The 19,600-nt window shown below is 38.0% G+C and carries 18 protein-coding genes; 17 read left to right on the top strand and 1 reads right to left on the bottom strand.

The genetic code is table 11. From position 1 onward, the window contains the following. Positions 1-18: 18 nt before the first annotated feature. From spoIIP to deoC, 12 genes are all read left to right on the top strand, one after another. Positions 19-1,224 (top strand): stage II sporulation protein P, encoded by a 1,206-nt coding sequence (spoIIP, locus tag FSZ17_RS16390; RefSeq protein ID WP_057771629.1) that lies wholly within the window; start codon positions 19-21, stop codon positions 1,222-1,224. A gap of 19 nt (positions 1,225-1,243) precedes the next feature. Continuing rightward, complete coding sequence (locus FSZ17_RS16385) at positions 1,244-1,588, top strand: YqxA family protein (protein WP_057771628.1); 345 nt, start codon at positions 1,244-1,246, stop codon at positions 1,586-1,588. 177 nt (positions 1,589-1,765) lie between these two features. Continuing rightward, positions 1,766-3,604 (top strand): translation elongation factor 4, encoded by a 1,839-nt coding sequence (lepA, locus tag FSZ17_RS16380; RefSeq protein WP_057771627.1) that lies wholly within the window; start codon positions 1,766-1,768, stop codon positions 3,602-3,604. A 252-nt stretch (positions 3,605-3,856) separates the two neighbouring features. After that, positions 3,857-4,990, top strand: a complete 1,134-nt coding sequence (gene hemW / locus FSZ17_RS16375) for a radical SAM family heme chaperone HemW (RefSeq protein ID WP_057771626.1) — start codon at positions 3,857-3,859, stop codon at positions 4,988-4,990. A 92-nt stretch (positions 4,991-5,082) separates the two neighbouring features. Next, positions 5,083-6,114, top strand: coding sequence for a heat-inducible transcriptional repressor HrcA (hrcA, locus tag FSZ17_RS16370; RefSeq protein WP_057771625.1), 1,032 nt, complete (start codon positions 5,083-5,085; stop codon positions 6,112-6,114). A gap of 360 nt (positions 6,115-6,474) precedes the next feature. Further along, positions 6,475-7,032: a nucleotide exchange factor GrpE gene (gene grpE / locus FSZ17_RS16365; protein ID WP_057772341.1), complete on the top strand. Its 558-nt coding sequence runs from the start codon at positions 6,475-6,477 to the stop codon at positions 7,030-7,032. Positions 7,033-7,059: 27 nt separating this feature from the next. Then, complete coding sequence (dnaK, locus tag FSZ17_RS16360; protein WP_057771624.1) at positions 7,060-8,895, top strand: molecular chaperone DnaK; 1,836 nt, start codon at positions 7,060-7,062, stop codon at positions 8,893-8,895. Positions 8,896-9,198: 303 nt separating this feature from the next. Further along, a complete protein-coding gene (gene dnaJ / locus FSZ17_RS16355) occupies positions 9,199-10,320 on the top strand; it encodes a molecular chaperone DnaJ (protein WP_057771623.1) in 1,122 nt (373 codons plus the stop codon). 21 nt (positions 10,321-10,341) lie between these two features. After that, on the top strand, positions 10,342-11,280 hold the full coding sequence (gene prmA / locus FSZ17_RS16350; protein WP_057771622.1) for a 50S ribosomal protein L11 methyltransferase: 939 nt from the start codon (positions 10,342-10,344) through the stop codon (positions 11,278-11,280). A 390-nt stretch (positions 11,281-11,670) separates the two neighbouring features. Further along, the gene (locus FSZ17_RS16345) at positions 11,671-12,420 is read left to right on the top strand and encodes a 16S rRNA (uracil(1498)-N(3))-methyltransferase (RefSeq protein ID WP_057771621.1); all 750 of its coding nucleotides are present in this window, start codon (positions 11,671-11,673) and stop codon (positions 12,418-12,420) included. Between the two features lie 6 nt (positions 12,421-12,426). Further along, entirely contained in the window at positions 12,427-13,779 is a 1,353-nt protein-coding gene (gene mtaB, locus FSZ17_RS16340; RefSeq protein ID WP_057771620.1) for a tRNA (N(6)-L-threonylcarbamoyladenosine(37)-C(2))-methylthiotransferase MtaB, read from the top strand. Positions 13,780-13,955: 176 nt separating this feature from the next. Further along, positions 13,956-14,627 carry a deoxyribose-phosphate aldolase gene (gene deoC / locus FSZ17_RS16335; RefSeq protein WP_057771619.1) on the top strand — a complete coding sequence of 224 codons (672 nt, stop codon included), beginning with the start codon at positions 13,956-13,958 and terminating at the stop codon, positions 14,625-14,627. Positions 14,628-14,804: 177 nt separating this feature from the next. Here the strand turns inward: deoC and FSZ17_RS16330 are convergent, their stop codons facing one another. Next, a complete protein-coding gene (locus FSZ17_RS16330; protein ID WP_057771618.1) occupies positions 14,805-15,725 on the bottom strand; it encodes a Na/Pi symporter in 921 nt (306 codons plus the stop codon). Positions 15,726-15,954: 229 nt separating this feature from the next. Between FSZ17_RS16330 and rpsU the strand changes: the two genes are divergently transcribed. From rpsU to FSZ17_RS16305, 5 genes are all read left to right on the top strand, one after another. After that, positions 15,955-16,128 (top strand): 30S ribosomal protein S21, encoded by a 174-nt coding sequence (gene rpsU, locus FSZ17_RS16325; RefSeq protein WP_057771617.1) that lies wholly within the window; start codon positions 15,955-15,957, stop codon positions 16,126-16,128. Positions 16,129-16,142: 14 nt separating this feature from the next. Beyond that, positions 16,143-16,586, top strand: coding sequence for a GatB/YqeY domain-containing protein (locus tag FSZ17_RS16320; protein ID WP_057771616.1), 444 nt, complete (start codon positions 16,143-16,145; stop codon positions 16,584-16,586). A gap of 123 nt (positions 16,587-16,709) precedes the next feature. Continuing rightward, complete coding sequence (locus FSZ17_RS16315) at positions 16,710-18,056, top strand: NfeD family protein (RefSeq protein WP_057771615.1); 1,347 nt, start codon at positions 16,710-16,712, stop codon at positions 18,054-18,056. 17 nt (positions 18,057-18,073) lie between these two features. Continuing rightward, positions 18,074-19,069: a flotillin-like protein FloA gene (gene floA / locus FSZ17_RS16310; RefSeq protein WP_057771614.1), complete on the top strand. Its 996-nt coding sequence runs from the start codon at positions 18,074-18,076 to the stop codon at positions 19,067-19,069. Between the two features lie 98 nt (positions 19,070-19,167). Next, positions 19,168-19,596: a YqfB family membrane protein gene (locus FSZ17_RS16305; RefSeq protein WP_057771613.1), complete on the top strand. Its 429-nt coding sequence runs from the start codon at positions 19,168-19,170 to the stop codon at positions 19,594-19,596. The last annotated feature ends 4 nt before the right edge of the window (positions 19,597-19,600 follow it).

The raw sequence follows: 19,600 nt of genomic DNA, 5'->3' as shown, positions 1-19,600 counted from the left end.
GCAAAGAGGGGTGGAAAGATGAAACCTTTAAAAACAAATGGACACATTGTTTTTATACAAGGGACAACCTTTATAAAAATAATAGGCGGCTTTCTCTTGTTTCTATTGATGATTTTTTCTATAAGTGGTGTTTTGACGTCTTTAAAACCCGAATACAGACTCAGCTCTTCTTCAGTGAATACTGCAGCAAATAAAATAACGGGAAAAATGCTCTATCATTTTCTCGGTTGGGAGAATCACCATTTTACAAAGGGAATGGATGATTCGTCTAATTCTCCAACCTTGACGAATATTTTTTTTAAGCTTTCAACCAATATTAATTTAGATGATCCAAGGAGCTTACTAGGAAATGAATTACCGTACTTTTCTATTTATGATAAGGAAATAATTGTTGCTGGTGAGGGAACTAATTATACAAATATGCCTTTTGAATCTGCTCCACCCCAAGAGATTTTAATGGCAGAGCAAGAAGCAACACTGCAAAATATTGAGAATTTAGATAATCCGTCTGGAGAGGAATCTTCAGGGAAACCATTAAATACGACTGGGGATCGGAAGGTAGTGTATGTTTATTTTACTCATAACAGAGAATCCTTTCTTCCGTATTTAAAAGGAGTGACTAATCCAGATTTTGCGCATCATTCCAAAGTAAACGTAACAAAGATTGGAGATAAACTGAAGGAAGAGCTTGAAAGAAAAGGCATTGGGACAACAGTTGATAAAACGGATGTTCAAGGAAATCTTGTTAAGAAAGGTTGGAAATATCCACGATCCTATCAAGAATCTCGTTCAGTTGTACAAGCCGCTACAGCTGGTGATAGAAATTTATCTTATTTAATCGATATTCACCGCGATTCTAAGAGGAAAAAGTATACAACATTAGATATAAACGGAAAATCTTATGCGAAACTAGCCTTTATTATTGGAACTGATAACCTAAATTATGAAAAGAATGTACGCTTAGCAAATGAACTGCATAAAAGACTAGATAAAAAGTATAAAGGTTTAAGCAGGGGGATTTTGCCACAGCAAGGCCCGGGTAATAACGGTATTTACAATCAAGATTTATCAGGAAACGCCATTCTAATAGAATTTGGCGGTGTAGATAATACATTTGAAGAATTAAATCGTTCGGCAGAGGCTTTAGCAGATGTATTCAGTGAATTCTTTTGGCAGGCAGAAGAGGTTAATAATCCGGTAAATGGACAGGATGAAAAGAAATAAAAAAGATAGGTGATCGGTTATGAAATGGTTTATGCTTAAAAGTTTTTTACTCGTCTCTCTCATGTTCATGGCTGTTCTATTCGGGATGCAGCAGGCAAATGAAGGCATTCAAAATATGAAGGGCTATCATGATTCTAATCTTAAAGGGGCATTCGCCTTTCAAGATGGAAAGGATGGACAGGTGCAAGCATCCATTCTTGGAAAGGATATATCTAGCCATGATCTTCAGCAAAAAAAGGAAAAACTTGAAGAGATGAAAGCCTTTAATTTCTTTTCAACAGTAGGCAAAAAGCTCTCAGAAGGTATTTCAAATCTATCAGAATCCACGATTACTTTCTTAACCGATCTCATAAACGGTAATTAGCGGCTGCTTAATAGCCGTTTTTTATTTTTGAAAAAAACCGAACTCATTCTCTAGTACTAGCATTGAATCTTCATAAACGGACTGCTATAATCAAAAAATAGTGCATGTTGACAAATTTAGGCCCTGTCTTGTCAGGGGAATGAAGGCGCTTGCGTTTTTCTTAGTAGGAGTGAAATGATGAATAGAGAAGAAAGACTTAAAAGACAATCAAAAATTCGAAATTTTTCCATCATCGCACATATCGATCATGGAAAATCGACTTTAGCTGACCGTATTTTGGAAAAAACAAATGCTTTAACTTCACGGGAAATGAAAAATCAACTTCTAGATTCCATGGATTTAGAAAGAGAACGTGGGATTACGATAAAATTAAATTCCGTTCAATTAAAATATAAAGCAAAAGATGGCGAAGTTTATACATTCCATCTCATTGATACACCTGGGCATGTCGATTTTACCTATGAGGTGTCTCGTAGCCTTGCTGCTTGTGAAGGGGCAATTCTTGTCGTAGATGCTGCACAAGGAATTGAAGCGCAAACATTGGCGAATGTATATTTAGCGCTTGATAATGATCTTGAAATCTTACCGATTATTAATAAAATTGACCTTCCAAGTGCAGATCCGGAACGTGTTCGAAATGAAATTGAAGAAGTGATCGGTCTTGATGCTTCAGAAGCTGTCCTTGCTTCTGCAAAGGCAGGAATTGGGATCGAGGAAATTTTAGAACAGGTAGTTGAGAAAGTGCCTGCTCCAACAGGGGAACCAGACGCTCCATTAAAAGCCCTCATTTTCGACTCATTGTTTGATGCCTATCGAGGTGTTATCGCCTATATTAGGGTAGTTGAGGGAACTGTAAAAGCCGGGGACAAAATTAGAATGATGGCAACAGGCAAGGAATTTGAAGTTGTTGAAGTAGGTGTCTTTTCACCTAAAGCACAAGTCCTTGACGAGCTGACAGTTGGTGATGTTGGGTTCTTAACTGCCTCAATTAAAAATGTCGGCGACACACGGGTTGGGGACACAATTACAAATGCTAAGAATGGGGCAACTGAAGCTCTCCCTGGTTACCGCAGATTAAATCCAATGGTGTATTGCGGATTATATCCAATTGACAGTGCGAAGTTTAATGATCTGCGCGATGCGCTTGAAAAACTAGAATTAAATGATTCGGCCCTTCAGTTTGAGCCTGAAACGTCTCAAGCACTCGGATTCGGTTTCCGCTGCGGATTTTTAGGTCTGCTTCATATGGAAATTATTCAAGAGCGTATTGAACGTGAATTCAAAATTGACTTAATTACTACAGCTCCAAGTGTAATATACGATGTGATTCTGACAGATGGGTCAAATATTAAAATTGATAATCCATCCAAAATGCCTGATCCACAAAAAATTGATCGAGTTGAAGAGCCGTATGTAAAAGCAAAAATGATGGCACCAAATGACTATGTTGGGGCGATCATGGAGCTTTGCCAGGAAAAGCGCGGAATCTTTATTGATATGCAATATATGGATGAGACGCGTGTAAATATTACGTATGAAATACCATTATCTGAAATTGTATATGATTTCTTTGATCAGCTTAAATCAAATACAAAAGGATATGCTTCCTTTGACTATGAATTAATTGGCTATAAGCCTTCCAAACTTGTGAAAATGGATATTCTTTTAAATGCGGAAAAAGTGGATGCGTTGAGCTTTATTGTTCATAAGGATTTTGCATATGAGCGTGGAAAAGTAATCGTAGAAAAACTAAAGGAACTAATCCCTCGTCAACAATTCGAGGTTCCTGTTCAAGCAGCAATAGGTCAGAAGATTATTGCGCGTTCAACGATTAAATCAATGGGGAAAAACGTATTGGCTAAATGCTATGGCGGTGATATTTCCCGAAAACGAAAACTTTTAGAAAAGCAAAAAGAAGGTAAAAAGCGTATGAAGCAGGTTGGGTCTGTTGAAGTTCCACAGGAAGCATTTATGGCTGTGTTGAAAATGGATGATACTGCGTCGAAGAAAAAATAAAATTGATTTGTATGGGGGGCGGATATGCTTTTTTAGTAAAAGCAAGTCTAGCCTCTTTTTTTCACTTTATCGCAGATTAACGGGCAGTAAGACCCCCACTTCAAGGTTGCGAGAGAATCAAAGAATTTTAAGTGGGGGATCAACTGCCCGTAAAGGCCCGATTGGTTCAACTAACCATCAGTGGGGGATGAAAGAGAACCCCCACTGATGGAAGTTTCACTTTATTAGTTTTTAATAAAAGGTTGTGAGAATTTGATTAAAGCAGCATATATTCATATTCCGTTTTGCGAGCATATTTGTCATTACTGTGATTTTAATAAATTTTATCTACAAGGACAGCCAGTAGATGAATACCTTGATTTACTAGGAAAAGAGATGGAGCTAACCTTACATGAAACACCAACTGATCACTTACAATCGATTTTTATTGGTGGCGGAACTCCAACTGCATTAAATGAACGCCAGCTAGAAAAGTTATGCAGCATGATTAAGGAGCATTTGCCGTATAGCGAAGAATCAGAGTTTACTTTTGAAGCCAACCCAGGGGACTTGTCTGAAGAGAAGCTAAAGATTTTATATGATGCTGGTGTTAATAGAATTAGCTTCGGTGTGCAAACGTTTAATGATGAATTATTAAAGAGAATTGGACGAGCTCATCGTGCAAAGGATGTCTTTCACTCAGTAGAGTCGGCTAAACGTACGGGCTTTGAAAACATTAGTATTGACCTTATCTATAGTTTGCCAGGACAAACATTAGAGGATTTTAAGGAAACACTCGAAACCTCATTTAAGTTAAATATCATGCACTATTCTGGGTATTCTTTAATCATAGAGCCAAAAACTGTTTTTTATAATTTAATGAGAAAAGGTCAGCTGCCAACACCTGGAGAAGATATTGAGGCTGAGATGTACCAATTATTAATGGAAGAGATGGATAAGCACGGATTCAGGCAATATGAGATTAGCAACTTTTCCAAACCTGGCTATCAAAGCAGGCATAATTTAACCTATTGGAATAATGAATGGTATTACGGTTTTGGCGCAGGTGCTCATGGATATGTGAATGGCAATCGTATTTCTAATCATGGTCCACTAAAAAAATATATGGAAGCTCTGAGTCAAGGGAAAATGCCGATTATTGAAAAGCATCATGTGACAGTAAAAGAGCAAATAGAAGAGGAAATGTTTTTAGGACTACGAAAAACAGATGGTGTATCCATTTCTCGATTTATAGGGAAATTTGCAGAAAATCCGCTTGAATTATTTAATAAGGAATTGAGAGAGCTTATTGATCGTGAATTAATTAAGGTATCAGACAATTTTATTCAGTTAACGAAAAAAGGTCGTTTCCTAGGAAATGAAGTGTTTCAATCTTTTTTGAAGTAAAATCGTTTTTTATTGACACAAAACTCTTGATTTGATAATTTATTAATAGAATTAGCACTCACGAGCATGGAGTGCTAACAGAGGTGATAACTGTGTTGACTGATCGCCAATTATTGATATTTCAAGTAATTGTTGATGATTTTATTCAATCTGCGCAGCCAGTCGGTTCAAGAAGTTTGTCGAAAAAGGACAAAATAGCATTTAGCTCTGCGACTATCCGTAATGAAATGGCTGATTTAGAAGAGCTGGGGTTTATTGAAAAAACACACACCTCATCAGGAAGAATTCCTTCGGAGAGAGGGTATCGATATTATGTGGATCATTTGCTTTCTCCTCAACAACTAAATCAGCATGAAGTTCACGAGCTAAAATCGATTTTCGCTGAAAGAATTTTTGAGCTAGAAAAGATTGTGCAAAAATCAGCAAAGATTTTATCTGAGCTTACAAATTATACTTCAATTGTTTTGGGGCCGGCTGTTAAGGACAATAAATTGAAGAAAATTCAGATTGTCCCATTAAATAATCAGACTGCAATAGCCATTATCGTAACTGACTCAGGACTAGTAGAAAATCGCATGTTTCAATTACCAGAATCGATGGATGCAAATGAGCTTGAAAAATTAGTAAATATCTTAAATGATCGCCTATCAGGTGTACCAATTGAAAGCTTGAATGACAAAATGTATAAAGAGGTTGCAATTCTTTTAAGGCAGCATATTAATAATTACGATTACATTCTTCATTCAATTGCCGATTCGCTCAAAATTCCTGTACATGAAAAATTATTCTTTGGCGGGAAATCTAATATGCTAAGCCAGCCAGAGTTCCATGATTTAGATAAAATTAAAAGTTTGATGCAAATGATTGAACAGGAAGATAGTATTTATGATCTCATTCGAAAAAATAAGACTGGGATCAATATTAAAATAGGTAAAGAAAATAAAAATTCTGCGATGGAAAATTGCAGTTTAATTACAGCTACCTATTCTATTGGAACAGAACAGCTAGGTACGATTGCCATATTAGGTCCGACAAGAATGGAATATTCACGAGTCATTAGTCTATTAGATTATATTAGTACAGACTTGTCATCTGTTTTGACGAAACTGTATCAAAGAAATTGACGTTGGAAATATTGATTAAGGATGGGGCAATATGATTGATCTCCATCCCTTTCCCTATGTCTGTTATAGATTTATCGCAGATTAACGGGCAGTAAGACCCTCACTTTAAGGTTGCGAGAGAATCAAAGAAACCTAAGAGGGGGATCAACTGCCCGTAAAGGCCCGATTGGTTCAACTAACCATCAGTGGGGGATGAAGGCCGACTAAGAACGCCGCGTTCTGTGGCAACTTCGGCACTAGCACGTCCTGTGCGTCGAAAAACTCCCACTGATGGAAGTTTCACTATATCAGGAGTTTAAATATTCTTATGGGGAGGTGAAAAAGTTGGCAGATGGAAAAAACATTTTAAACGAAGAGACAATGGAACATGAAGAGTTGGAAGCGGCTGATGCTGTAGGTTCTGAGGAAGCAGAAATTTCTAATGATAAACCAGAAGAAGTTTCCCTTGAAGAGCAACTAAAGGAAGCACTAAATAAATCAGCTGAATTGGAAGCAAAGCTAGCAGATGCTGAAAATCGATATATCCGTCTTCAGGCTGATTTTGATAACTCTAGACGTAGAGCAAGATTAGATATAGAAGCGTCTGAAAAATATAGAGCACAAAAGTTAATTTCTGATTTATTACCTGCTATTGACAATTTTGAAAGAGCACTTCAAATGGAGACTGATAGTGAACAAGTCAAATCTGTCCTTCAAGGGATGGAAATGGTTTACCGCAGCCTATTAGAAGCTCTTAAAAATGAAGGTGCAGAGCAAATAGAATCAGTTGGAAAAGAATTTGACCCTCATATCCACCAGGCAGTTATGCAAGTGGAGGTTGAAGGATTTGAATCAAATACTGTAGTAGAAGAATTTCAAAAGGGCTATATTTTAAAGGACAGAGTGATTCGTCCAGCAATGGTGAAAGTTAATCAATAATTACATAAATTGGGGAGGTAAAAAAACATGAGCAAAATTATTGGAATCGATTTAGGGACTACAAACTCATGTGTTTCCGTATTAGAAGGCGGAGAAGCAAAAGTTATTCCAAATCCAGAAGGAAACCGTACAACACCTTCTGTTGTTGCTTTTAAAAATGGCGAACGCCAAGTTGGTGAAGTAGCAAAACGCCAATCTATTACAAATCCAAATACGATTATGTCTGTTAAACGCCATATGGGTACAGCTCATAAAGTTGAAGCAGAAGGTAAGGAATATACACCGCAAGAGATTTCAGCGATTATTCTTCAATATTTAAAATCATATGCAGAAGATTATCTTGGAGAAAAAGTATCAAAAGCTGTTATTACAGTACCAGCTTACTTTAATGATGCTGAACGTCAAGCTACAAAGGATGCAGGTAAGATTGCAGGTTTAGAAGTTGAGCGTATTATTAACGAGCCAACAGCTGCTGCCTTAGCTTATGGTATGGATAAAACTGATGAAGATCAAACGATCCTTGTATATGACCTTGGGGGCGGAACATTTGACGTTTCCATTCTTGAACTTGGAGACGGAGTATTCGAAGTTAAATCAACTGCGGGTGATAACCGTCTAGGTGGAGACGACTTCGACCAAGTGATTATTGACTATTTAGTTGAAGAATTTAAAAAAGAAAATGGCATTGACCTATCCAAAGATAAAATGGCTGCTCAACGTTTAAAGGATGCAGCAGAAAAAGCGAAAAAGGATCTTTCAGGTGTAACATCAACACAAATTTCCTTGCCGTTTATTACTGCTGGTGCAGCAGGTCCGCTTCACCTTGAAGTAACATTGTCAAGAGCTAAATTTGATGAGATTTCAAGTGAGTTAGTTGAAAGAACAATGGGACCAACTCGTCAAGCATTAAAGGATGCAGGCCTATCCCCTTCTGAGATCGACAAAGTAATACTTGTTGGTGGATCTACTCGTATCCCTGCTGTACAAGAGGCTATTAAAAAAGAAACAGGTAAAGAACCTCATAGAGGAGTTAACCCTGACGAAGTAGTAGCGATGGGAGCTGCGATCCAAGGTGGAGTTATCTCTGGTGACGTTAAGGATGTTGTTCTATTAGACGTTACACCGCTATCACTTGGTATTGAAACAATGGGTGGTGTATTTACAAAGCTTATTGACCGAAATACGACAATCCCAACTTCTAAATCACAAGTATTCTCTACAGCAGCTGATAATCAATCAGCAGTTGATATTCATGTGCTTCAAGGGGAACGTCCAATGGCTTCAGACAATAAAACTTTAGGACGCTTCCAATTAGGCGATATTCCTCCTGCACCAAGAGGAATTCCTCAAATCGAAGTTTCTTTTGATATCGATAAAAACGGTATTGTGAATGTTCGTGCGAAAGACCTTGGCACAAATAAAGAGCAAGCTATTACAATTAAATCTTCTACAGGCTTAACTGATGAAGAAATTGATAAAATGGTTAGAGAAGCTGAAGAAAATGCAGAAGCAGATAAGCAGCGTAAGGAAGAAGTGGAGCTACGAAACGAAGCAGATCAGCTAGTCTTTACGACTGAAAAAACATTAAAAGACCTTGAAGGCAAAGTGGACGAAGCTGAAGTTGCTAAAGCAAATGAAGCGAAGGATGCTTTAAAAGCTGCGATTGAAAAGAATGATTTAGAAGAAATCAAAGCAAAGAAGGATGCACTGCAAGAAATCGTTCAAGCTTTAACAATGAAGCTTTACGAAGATGCTGCTAAGCAAGCTCAAGCTGCTCAAGGCGCAGAAGGACAAGATAGCGGAAAAAGCAGTGATGACAATGTAGTTGACGCAGAATTTGAAGAGGTTAAAGACGATAAATAAGTCAATAGTGTTTATGTTAATAGGTGTTGTCTAGCTTCAGCGCCTAGGGGCTCTCGGGTCTAAGCCAATCCGTCAAGAAGGTTAAATAACAACCTCCTCGTCGGCTTGTCTTATGCTTGTCGCCCCTGAGCACAAAGGAAAGCTTCTGCGAGTAATCATCGCAGGAACAATTGATCTTTGATTGTTCCGAAGGCACTTCCGCTTTTCTAAGTCAAAGTCAGGGTATTCTTGGCTTTGGCTTTTATTTTTGCTAAGAGAGTGTTAAAATAATTTTCATGTGAAAAGATTCGGGGAGTGGTAATCATGAGTAAAAGGGATTACTATGAAGTCCTTGGTGTCAGTAAAAGTGCATCCAAGGATGAAATAAAAAAGGCTTATAGAAAGCTATCCAAACAGTATCACCCAGATATTAATAAAGAACCGGGTGCAGATGAAAAATTTAAAGAAGTAAAAGAAGCCTATGAAGTATTAAGCGACGATCAAAAAAAGGCTCATTACGACCAGTTTGGCCATACAGACCCTAATCAAGGGTTTGGCGGTGGTGGTTTTGAAGGTTTCGGCGGCTTCGAAGACATCTTCAGTACCTTCTTTGGAGGCGGTGGTTCACGTAGACGGGATCCAAATGCACCTAGACAAGGCTCTGATTTACAATACACAATGACCTTATCTTTTGAGGACGCAGTTTTTGGTAAAGAAACCGAAATTGAAATTCCGCGTGAAGAAACGTGTGAAACTTGTAATGGAACAGGTGCAAAATCTGGAACAAAACCTGATACGTGTGGCCATTGTCATGGTTCTGGTCAAATAAATGTTGAGCAAAACACGCCATTTGGAAGAATTGTTAATCGCAGAGCATGTCATCATTGCGGCGGAACAGGGAAGCAGATTAAACATAAATGTTCTACGTGCAGTGGTACTGGTAAAGTGAAGAAACGCCGAAAAATTTCGGTGAAAATTCCTGCAGGGATTGATGATGGACAACAGCTGCGTGTAACTGGGCAGGGAGAGCCAGGGGTAAATGGTGGTCCATCAGGAGATCTTTATGTCGTTTTCCATGTACGATCTCATGAATTTTTTGAGCGTGATGGAGATGATGTGTATTGTGAAATGCCAATTACATTCGTTCAAGCTGCTTTAGGGGATGAAGTTGAAGTCCCTACCCTTTATGGAAAGATAAAATTAAAGGTTCCAGCAGGTACACAAACTGGGACAAAATTCCGTTTAAAGGAAAAAGGCATCCCGAATGTAAGGGGATACGGAAAAGGTGATCAGCATATCATCGTCCGAATTGTTACTCCTACAAAGTTATCTGAAAAACAGAAGCAATTGCTTCATGAATTTGCAGAGATTAGTGGGCAAGCACCTCAAGGCGAACAAGAAGAAAGCTTTTTTAATAAAGTAAAACGTGCATTTAAAGGCGATTAATGGAAATGGAGTTGGGAAGCAGTGAAATGGTCAGAAATCAGTATCCATACGACAAATGAGGCAGTCGAACCGATTTCGAATATTTTGCATGAAGCCGGAGCAAGCGGAGTTGTTATTGAGGATCCATATGAACTTGTAAAAGAAAGAAAAGATCAATTCGGTGAAATTTACCAGCTCAATCCATTAGACTATCCCGAAGATGGTGTAATCGTCAAAGCTTACTTGCCTGTAAATAGCTTCCTTGCTGAAACAGTCGATGAAATTAAAGAAGAGATCAATAATCTTCTCTTATATAATATTGATATTGGCAAAAATGATATTAGCATTAGTGAAGTAAATGAAGAAGAATGGGCAACAGCTTGGAAAAAGTATTATCACCCAGTAAAAATTTCTGAAAAGTTTACTATAGTACCTACGTGGGAAGAGTACACATCTGTATCTAGTGATGAATTAATCATAGAGCTTGACCCTGGTATGGCTTTTGGAACTGGAACCCATCCAACAACCGTTATGTGTATTCAAGCATTAGAAAGAACAGTGAAAAAGGATGATAGTATCATTGATGTTGGTACTGGATCTGGCGTTTTGAGTATTGCTGCTGCTATGCTTGGTGCTGAAAAAGTAACTGCTCTTGACCTTGATGAGGTGGCTGTTAACTCTGCGCGGGAAAACATTGAATTGAATAAAGTTCATCATGTCGTCAGCGTGGCACAAAATAATTTGCTAGATGGCGTAAAAGATGAAGTAGATATAGTTGTTGCAAATATATTAGCAGAAGTAATCCTTAAGTTTACGGATGATGTTGCTTCTGTAGTTAAAAAATCCGGTTATTTTATCGCTTCTGGTATTATTCAACAGAAAAAGCAGGATGTTAAGGATGCAATGACCGAGGCCGGTTTTATCATTGAAGAAACGATTCAAATGGAAGATTGGGTAGCCATTATCGGAAGAAGACAATAGGACTTAGCATTTGCCATAAGAACTTGGCAAATGCTAAGTTTTTCTAACACGTTAAGAAAGTATAAATTGCCAGCGCAGAAGATTATTCGACGCAGTTGCCAATTTTAGGTATTAAGTACGACGGACAGGACAAGGAAGGCTTCGATAGCGATTAACATCGCACGAAGGAAAAGCGATAGCTTTTACGAGGATGTCCTAGTCGGGCGAATGCCACAGGATAAGGAAAGCTTCGTCAGAGATACATCGCACGACCAAAAGAGAAGCTTTTGGGAGGACGTGGCATGTATGAGCGTGATAAGTGCAACTACGCCTCTGTCTTCGCCTTTCCAAGGCTCGCCAATCGGCGAGTTTTCTTTATAAGTTATTTAAATTGAAAAGTAGGTGCTGATTTTGCAGCGTTATTTTGTCAATCAATCTGCAAATGATAATTGTTTTACCATTTCAAATGATGATTACCATCACATCGTTCGTGTTATGAGAATGAAGAAAGGTGATCGACTTATCTGTGTTGATTCTATGAAATCAAGCGCTATTTGTTCAATTGTAGAAATTACCGATGAAAAAGTGATTGCAGAAGTTGTAAAATGGGAAGAAGAGTCCTCAGAATTGCCCATTAATATAACAATAGTGAGCGGACTGCCTAAAGGGGATAAGCTGGAATGGATTATTCAAAAGGGTACTGAGCTTGGAGCTCATCGGTTTATCCCTTTTATTTCAGCACGCTCAGTAGTAAAATGGGATGAGAAAAAGGGTGCTAAAAAAATAGAACGCTGGCAAAAAATCGCCAAAGAGGCCGCAGAACAGTCTCATCGCACGAGTCTTCCTGAAGTAATGAGCCCACAAAATATAAAATTATTGATAAAAGCAAGTGAGGGCTATGACTATAGATTAATTGCTTTTGAGGAGGATGCTAAGCGAGGGGAAAAGTCTGTGTTGGGGAAAACCTTAACAGAAATAAAACATGGCCAGTCACTTATGATTGTATTCGGACCTGAAGGCGGGCTAACCGATCAAGAGGTTACACTATTTTGTGAACACGGCTTTCAATCTTGCGGACTAGGCCCTCGTATATTAAGAACTGAAACAGCACCTCTTTATGCTTTATCAGCTGTTTCCTATCATTTTGAATTAATGGAGTGAAATAATATGCCTACTGTTGCATTTCATACACTTGGTTGCAAGGTCAACCATTACGAAACAGAAGCTATTTGGCAATTGTTTAAAGATACAGGCTATGAACGAGTAGATTTTGAATCTATGTCAGATGTTTATGTTATTAATACTTGTACAGTTACAAATACTGGTGATAAGAAAAGCCGTCAAGTGATTCGCAGAGCGATTAGAAAAAATCCAAATGCTGTTATTTGTGTAACTGGCTGCTATGCACAAACATCTCCTGCTGAGATTATGGCAATTCCAGGTGTAGATATTGTCGTTGGAACACAAGATCGAGTGAAGATGCTTGAATACATTGAGCAATATAAAGAGGAGCGTCAGCCGATTAATGGAGTAGGAAATATCATGAAGAATCGGGTATACGAGGAGCTTGATGTGCCTGCCTTCACTGATCGTACTCGTGCTTCGTTAAAAATCCAAGAAGGTTGTAATAACTTCTGTACATTCTGCATCATTCCTTGGGCACGTGGATTAATGAGATCCAGAGATCCAGAAGAGGTTATTCGTCAGGCCCAGCAGCTCGTAGATTCTGGCTATAAAGAAATTGTCTTAACAGGAATTCATACGGGCGGCTATGGTGAAGATATGAAGGATTACAATCTTGCCATGTTACTGAGAGATTTAGAAGCGCAGGTGAAGGGATTGAAGCGTATAAGAATCTCTTCAATAGAAGCGAGTCAAATTACTGACGAAGTGATAGAAGTAATAAATCAATCTAATATGGTTGTTAGACATCTTCATATCCCACTTCAATCTGGCTCAAATACAGTATTAAAAAGAATGCGTAGAAAATACACGATGGAATTCTTTGCTGAAAGATTAGATCGTTTAAAAGAGGCGCTTCCGGGATTAGCTGTTACTTCAGATGTAATTGTAGGCTTTCCGGGCGAAACAGAAGAAGAATTTATGGAAACATACAATTTTATTAAAGAGCATAAATTCTCAGAGCTGCATGTTTTCCCTTATTCAAAACGTACAGGTACACCAGCTGCAAGAATGGAAGACCAAATTGATGAAGAAGTAAAAAATGATCGTGTACATCGATTAATATCATTATCTGATCAGCTTGCTAAAGAATATGCTTCCCAATTTGAAGGCGAAGTTCTCGAAGTAATTCCTGAGGAAGAATACAAGGATGAAGCAAATAGCGGTTTGTATGTTGGGTATTCCGATAATTATTTAAAAGTCGTTTTTCCAGCAACGGAGGAAATGGTCGGACAAATTGTAAAAGTGAAAATTAATAAAGCGGGTTATCCATATAACGAAGGACAGTTTGTACGAGTACTAGATGAAATAGCTAATTGCGAAGAAACAGCGGTATAATAGGAATATTAAAGAAGGAATTACAATAGAGTAATTCCTTTTTTAATGGTAAAAATAAGCTAGATAAAGCTTGTGTTGGATTGAAAAATGCTGCTTTCCTTCTCGCTATTTTTATGTTGACATGATATGATGTGAGAGGTACGGACAACTAGTTTGTTTGAAGGGAGATTAATAAAATGACAAAATCAATTGCGAAAATGATCGATCATACATTGTTAAAAGCAGAAGCAACAAAAGATCAAATTGAAAAAATTTGTGCAGAAGCTAAGGAATATAATTTTGCATCAGTATGTGTTAATCCAACATGGGTAAAGCTTTCAAGTGAATTACTAGCTGGAACAGAAGTAAAAGTTTGTACAGTTATCGGTTTTCCTTTAGGTGCTTCAACGCCTGAAACAAAGGCATTTGAAACGAAAAATGCGATCGAAAATGGTGCTACAGAAGTAGATATGGTCATTAATGTAGGGGCATTAAAAGGCGGAGATATCGAATTAGTTGAAAGAGATATTCGAGCTGTTGTAGATGCGGCAAAAGGAAAAGCTTTAACTAAAATTATCATTGAAACTTGCTTGCTTTCTGAAGAGGAAAAAATCCAAGTATGCGAAATATCGGTTAAAGCTGGAGCAGATTTTGTTAAAACATCAACAGGCTTTTCTACTGGCGGAGCGACGGTTGAAGATATCGCCCTTATGAGAAAAACGGTAGGCCCCGAAATTGGAGTTAAAGCTTCTGGTGGTGTAAGAAGTGCAGAAGACGCTGCAAAGATGATTAAAGCTGGGGCTACTAGAATTGGAGCAAGCTCTGGTGCAGCCATCGTGAATGGTTTAACAAGCGATTCAGATTACTAAAAAAATGTCGTATATTAAAAGCACTCTTATTGTTAGACACCTCTAACAATAAGAGTGCTTTTTTTAGCTAACAGGAAAGTTTATGTTTTATGGTGGCAGGCACCAGTCGTGGACAAACAAGGAAAAGTGTCCTTTTACGGTGCCTGACACCAATGGCTGACACCATAAGTGAATAGATTAGCGATCATGGATTCGAATGATTAGCCTCCCAAATGGCGCTGCAAAAGGAAGTACAATAAGAGAAGAAATGACATTAAATAATACACCTATATGTGCAAGCTGTAAATCAGGGTTATTAGCTAAATGAATTCCAATATTTGTGAGTATTCCGATGAATGGATAGAATGCAACCACACCGATAATATTTAGCCAAATATGGGCATAAGCTGAAAGTCTAGCTTCTTTTCCAGCACCAATTGAAGCTAGAAAAGCTGTTACACATGTTCCGATATTCGAACCTAGCATGATCGCTATTCCAGTATCTAATTCAATTGCTCCATTTGTAAGGAAACCCATTATGATACCGGTTGTAGCGGTACTGGACTGAATGATAGCAGTAATAAAAGTCCCTGCAAAAATACTATATATATGACTACTATCTAATGAAATAAGCAACTCATCAATGAATTCAATCGTTCTTAGAGGACCCGCTAAATATTCAAAACCACCCATGGCTGCAAATACAGACGCAATACCAAGAAGAATTAGCCCAATACTTCGAAGATTTTTCTTCCCAAGAAAAAGAAAAGCCGCTCCAATTATAGCAATGGGTGCAAGGAATGGTTCAATATCAAATGTAATTAATTCTGTAGTTAAAGTGGTGCCAATATTCGTTCCTAATATAATCCCAATAGATTGAGGGAATGAAAGCAATCTTGTAGAAATAAGTCCTATCGTAATGACCATAACTGCCGAGCTGCTCTGTAGAATACAAGTGATGACAATTCCAGCTAATAAGCCTTTCCATGGTGAATCAGTTAATTTTGTCAGCCATATTTTTAATGCATCAGCAGATAAATTGAACAGACCTAACCTTAGTAAAGTCATTCCATAAATAAATAACCCAATAAATACAATAAATAGAATTAGCTGGGTCAAGCTCTCACCCCCTACTCTATTTGTATGGAATCGGGTGGAAGGACATGCCTTTACATGAAAAATAATTTGCATTCACGTTTATCTGGGATTTTACTACTATTAGCTTGAAAAACACTGCTGTTAAAGGCTAATAACAGTTGACCTCTAATCGCTGTTATATTATAATTGCAAAGTACATGGAAAAACCATGTTGATGTAAGTGTGTTGTGCTCGGAGGGAGGGAAAGAGAATGTCTAAAACCGTCGTTCGTAAAAACGAATCGCTTGAAGATGCTCTTCGTCGCTTTAAACGTACAGTTTCTAAAACTGGTACTTTGCAAGAAGCAAGAAAGCGCGAATTCTACGAAAAGCCTAGTATTAAACGTAAGAAAAAGTCTGAGGCTGCAAGAAAACGTAAGTGGTAAGAGAGGGTGTTTGAATGAGTCTTCTCGAACGTTTAAATGAGGATATAAAACAAGCGATGAGGAACAAAGAAAAAGATAAGCTTACTGTAATTCGGATGATTAAAGCTTCGATACAAAATGAAGCTATTAAGCTTGGAGCAGATTTATCCGAGGAGCAAGAGCTTACTGTCCTTTCTCGCGAAGTTAAACAACGCAAGGATTCCCTCCATGAATTTGATAAAGCAGGTCGTGAAGATCTTGTTGAAAAAATTCGTTCTGAACTTCAGTTCGTCGAATTATATATGCCTAAACAGCTATCTGAAGAAGAGGTTTCAAAAATCGTTCAAGAGACGATTGCTGAAACAGGTGCAAAATCTAAAGCCGATATGGGTAAAGTAATGGCTGCCATTATGCCGAAAGTTAAAGGTAAAGCAGATGGAGCACTTGTAAATAAACTTGTACAACAACACCTTTCATAAGACAAATGTATTATTAAAGACCGTAAGCTATTGCTTTCGGTCTTTTTTAAATTTGGTAAAAAAATAGGCTGTAGATCATTGAAACCTTTTTTACAGACATACGTATAAGAAAGAGAGTAACCAATGGGGGAGGGGGAAAGATTGAGATTTAGAAGGATATTAATTATTTTTTCATTTCTTTTTGCGTTTATCTTAATGATGGGTGCCCCATCTAAAGGAAATACGGATCATGAAATCATCTATATTGTGCCCATTCACGAAACGGTAGAAAACGGGCTATATGCCTTTTTAAACAGAGCTATTCAGTCGGCTGAGGAAGATCAAGCATCTGCTATCATTTTTGATATAGATACTCCTGGCGGGGCTGTAGATGCGGCTGGGAAAATCGGAAAACTATTAACCTCAACAAATGTGAAAACGATTTCATTTGTTAATAAACAGGCTTTATCCGCAGGTGCATATATTTCTTTAAATACAGATGAAATCTATATGTCTCCAGGGTCAACTTTTGGATCTGCAGCAATCATTGATCATCAAGGAAATACTGCTGGTAAGAAGGTTGAATCCTATTGGTTTAAAGCAATGGAAGAGGCTGCAAAACAAAATAACAGAGATCCGAAATATGCCCTTGCCATGGCGGATGAATCTGTTCATTTGCCTAATGTTGGAGCACCAAGAGGAAAGCTGTTAACTTTAGGAGCAGACGAGGCTAAAAAGATCAATTACTCAGAAGGAACATTTAACAATATCGATGAATTAATAAAGCATCTAGGGTATGAAAATGCCAAAGTTCATAAAGTAGAAGAGAGCTTTGCGGAAAAACTGGCACGATTTATTACTCATCCTGTTGTGATTCCGATCTTGCTGTCAATTGCAAGTCTAGGACTAGTTCTTGAACTTTACTCACCAGGCTTTGGAGTAGCTGGATTTATGGGATTAACAGCATTGCTATTGTTCTTTTATGGACATTTAGTTGCTGGACTGGCAGGTTATGAAACGCTTATCCTGTTTATCATTGGAATTGGATTGATCATTGCAGAGTTTTTCCTCCCAGGGGCAGTAGCAGGGCTACTTGGCGTGGCAGCTGTCTTGGGCAGTTTATTTTTAGCATCAGAAAATGTCATTCATATGGGAATTTCTATTTTAATTGCAATTGGTGTTGCTATCTTGGCATTGATACTAATGGTAAAGGTGTTTGGTAAAAAGATGAGTATATTTAAGAAAATAATTCTAACCGACGCAACGAAAACGGAAGAAGGTTATGTATCAAATAAAAGCAGGCTTGAGCTTATAGGATTGGAAGGCTATGCTTTGACAGCACTTCGTCCATCGGGAACTGTTGTCATTGAAGATGAACGAATTGATGTCGTAAGTGAAGGTGGATTTATATTAAAAGATGCGAGAGTTCGTGTTGTGAAAGCAGAAGGTTCCCGTATTGTTGTAAGAGAAATACCTAATTTAGATAAATAAAAAGAGGAGGATGTAGTATGTTGGAAGCAGGCTCGGTACTTGTAATAGTTGTTGTTGTTCTTGCTATTATTCTTTTAGGTGTGTTATTTACCTTTGTTCCGGTCATGCTGTGGATATCTGCACTAGCTGCAGGTGTTAAAGTGAGTATCTTTACTCTGATCGGTATGAGGCTTCGTCGTGTCATTCCAAGTCGTGTCATTAATCCTTTAATTAAAGCGCATAAGGCTGGAATTGATGTAACGACAAATCAGTTGGAGAGTCATTATTTAGCTGGTGGGAATGTTGATCGTGTTGTTAATGCATTAATTGCCGCACATCGTGCAAATATTGATTTAAAGTTTGAACGTAGTGCCGCTATCGATCTAGCAGGACGTGATGTTCTTGAAGCAGTTCAAATGAGTGTTAATCCAAATGTTATTGAAACACCATTTATTGCAGGAGTTGCAATGGATGGGATTGAAGTAAAGGCGAAGGCTAGAATTACAGTTAGAGCTAATATAGACCGTCTAGTTGGTGGAGCAGGTGAGGAAACGGTTGTTGCGCGTGTAGGTGAAGGGATTGTTTCTACAATCGGTTCATCCGAAAGTCATAAAAAAGTTCTTGAAAATCCAGATATGATATCTCGTACTGTCCTCGCAAAAGGGTTAGATTCAGGAACAGCTTTTGAAATTCTCTCTATTGATATTGCAGATGTTGATATCGGCAAAAATATCGGTGCACATTTGCAAACTGAACAAGCTGAAGCAGACAAAAAAATAGCACAAGCGAAAGCAGAAGAACGCCGTGCTATGGCCGTAGCCACAGAGCAGGAAATGAAATCAAAAGTAGAGGAAATGAAAGCAAAAGTTGTTGAGGCAGAGGCTCAAGTACCACTTGCGATGGCTGAAGCACTTCGTACAGGAAATATTGGTGTAATGGATTATATGAATATTAAAAACATTTCAGCTGATACGGATATGAGAGATTCTATCGGCAGAATTAACGATGATCATAAAGATGAAGGTAAAAAATAATTAAGGAAATGGCAAGTCAATGCTGAAATTGCTCTAAGGCATGCATGTAAAATTTTTGATCCTAATACATTGTTATTTTTGAAGGGAGTGGGATCAACTTGGAAAGTTTATTTGATTTTCCAATTGTTTTTATCATTGCAATAATCGGTTATATCTTTTCACTTTTTAATAAGAAGAAAAAAGATAACCAACAGCAGCATAAAAATATTCATTCAAAGAGAACACCTATACCAGCTCAGACTTTTGATCAGATGCTTAAGAAAAAGCCAATACAGGAGAAGCCACACTCTCCTAATACGCTTGAAGCTGAGTATGCAGAGCAGAAAAAACAGGCTGAAACCCTCACAGAACGATTACAAACAGTACCAAGTTTGCCGATAAAGCATTCAGCTTCATTATTGCAAAAAGGAGCACGTTCATCCTTTTCGCCAAGCCAAAAACAGCTTGTGGATGGCATTATATGGTCAGAAATAATTGGTCCTCCAAGGGCTCTAAACCCCCATAAATCAATGAGAATCAAGAAATAGGCTT

The sequence above is a fragment of the Cytobacillus dafuensis genome (assembly GCF_007995155.1).
GTDB classification, from domain to species: domain Bacteria; phylum Bacillota; class Bacilli; order Bacillales; family Cytobacillaceae; genus Cytobacillus; species Cytobacillus dafuensis.
This window is presented reverse-complemented; position numbering and strand designations above follow the sequence as displayed.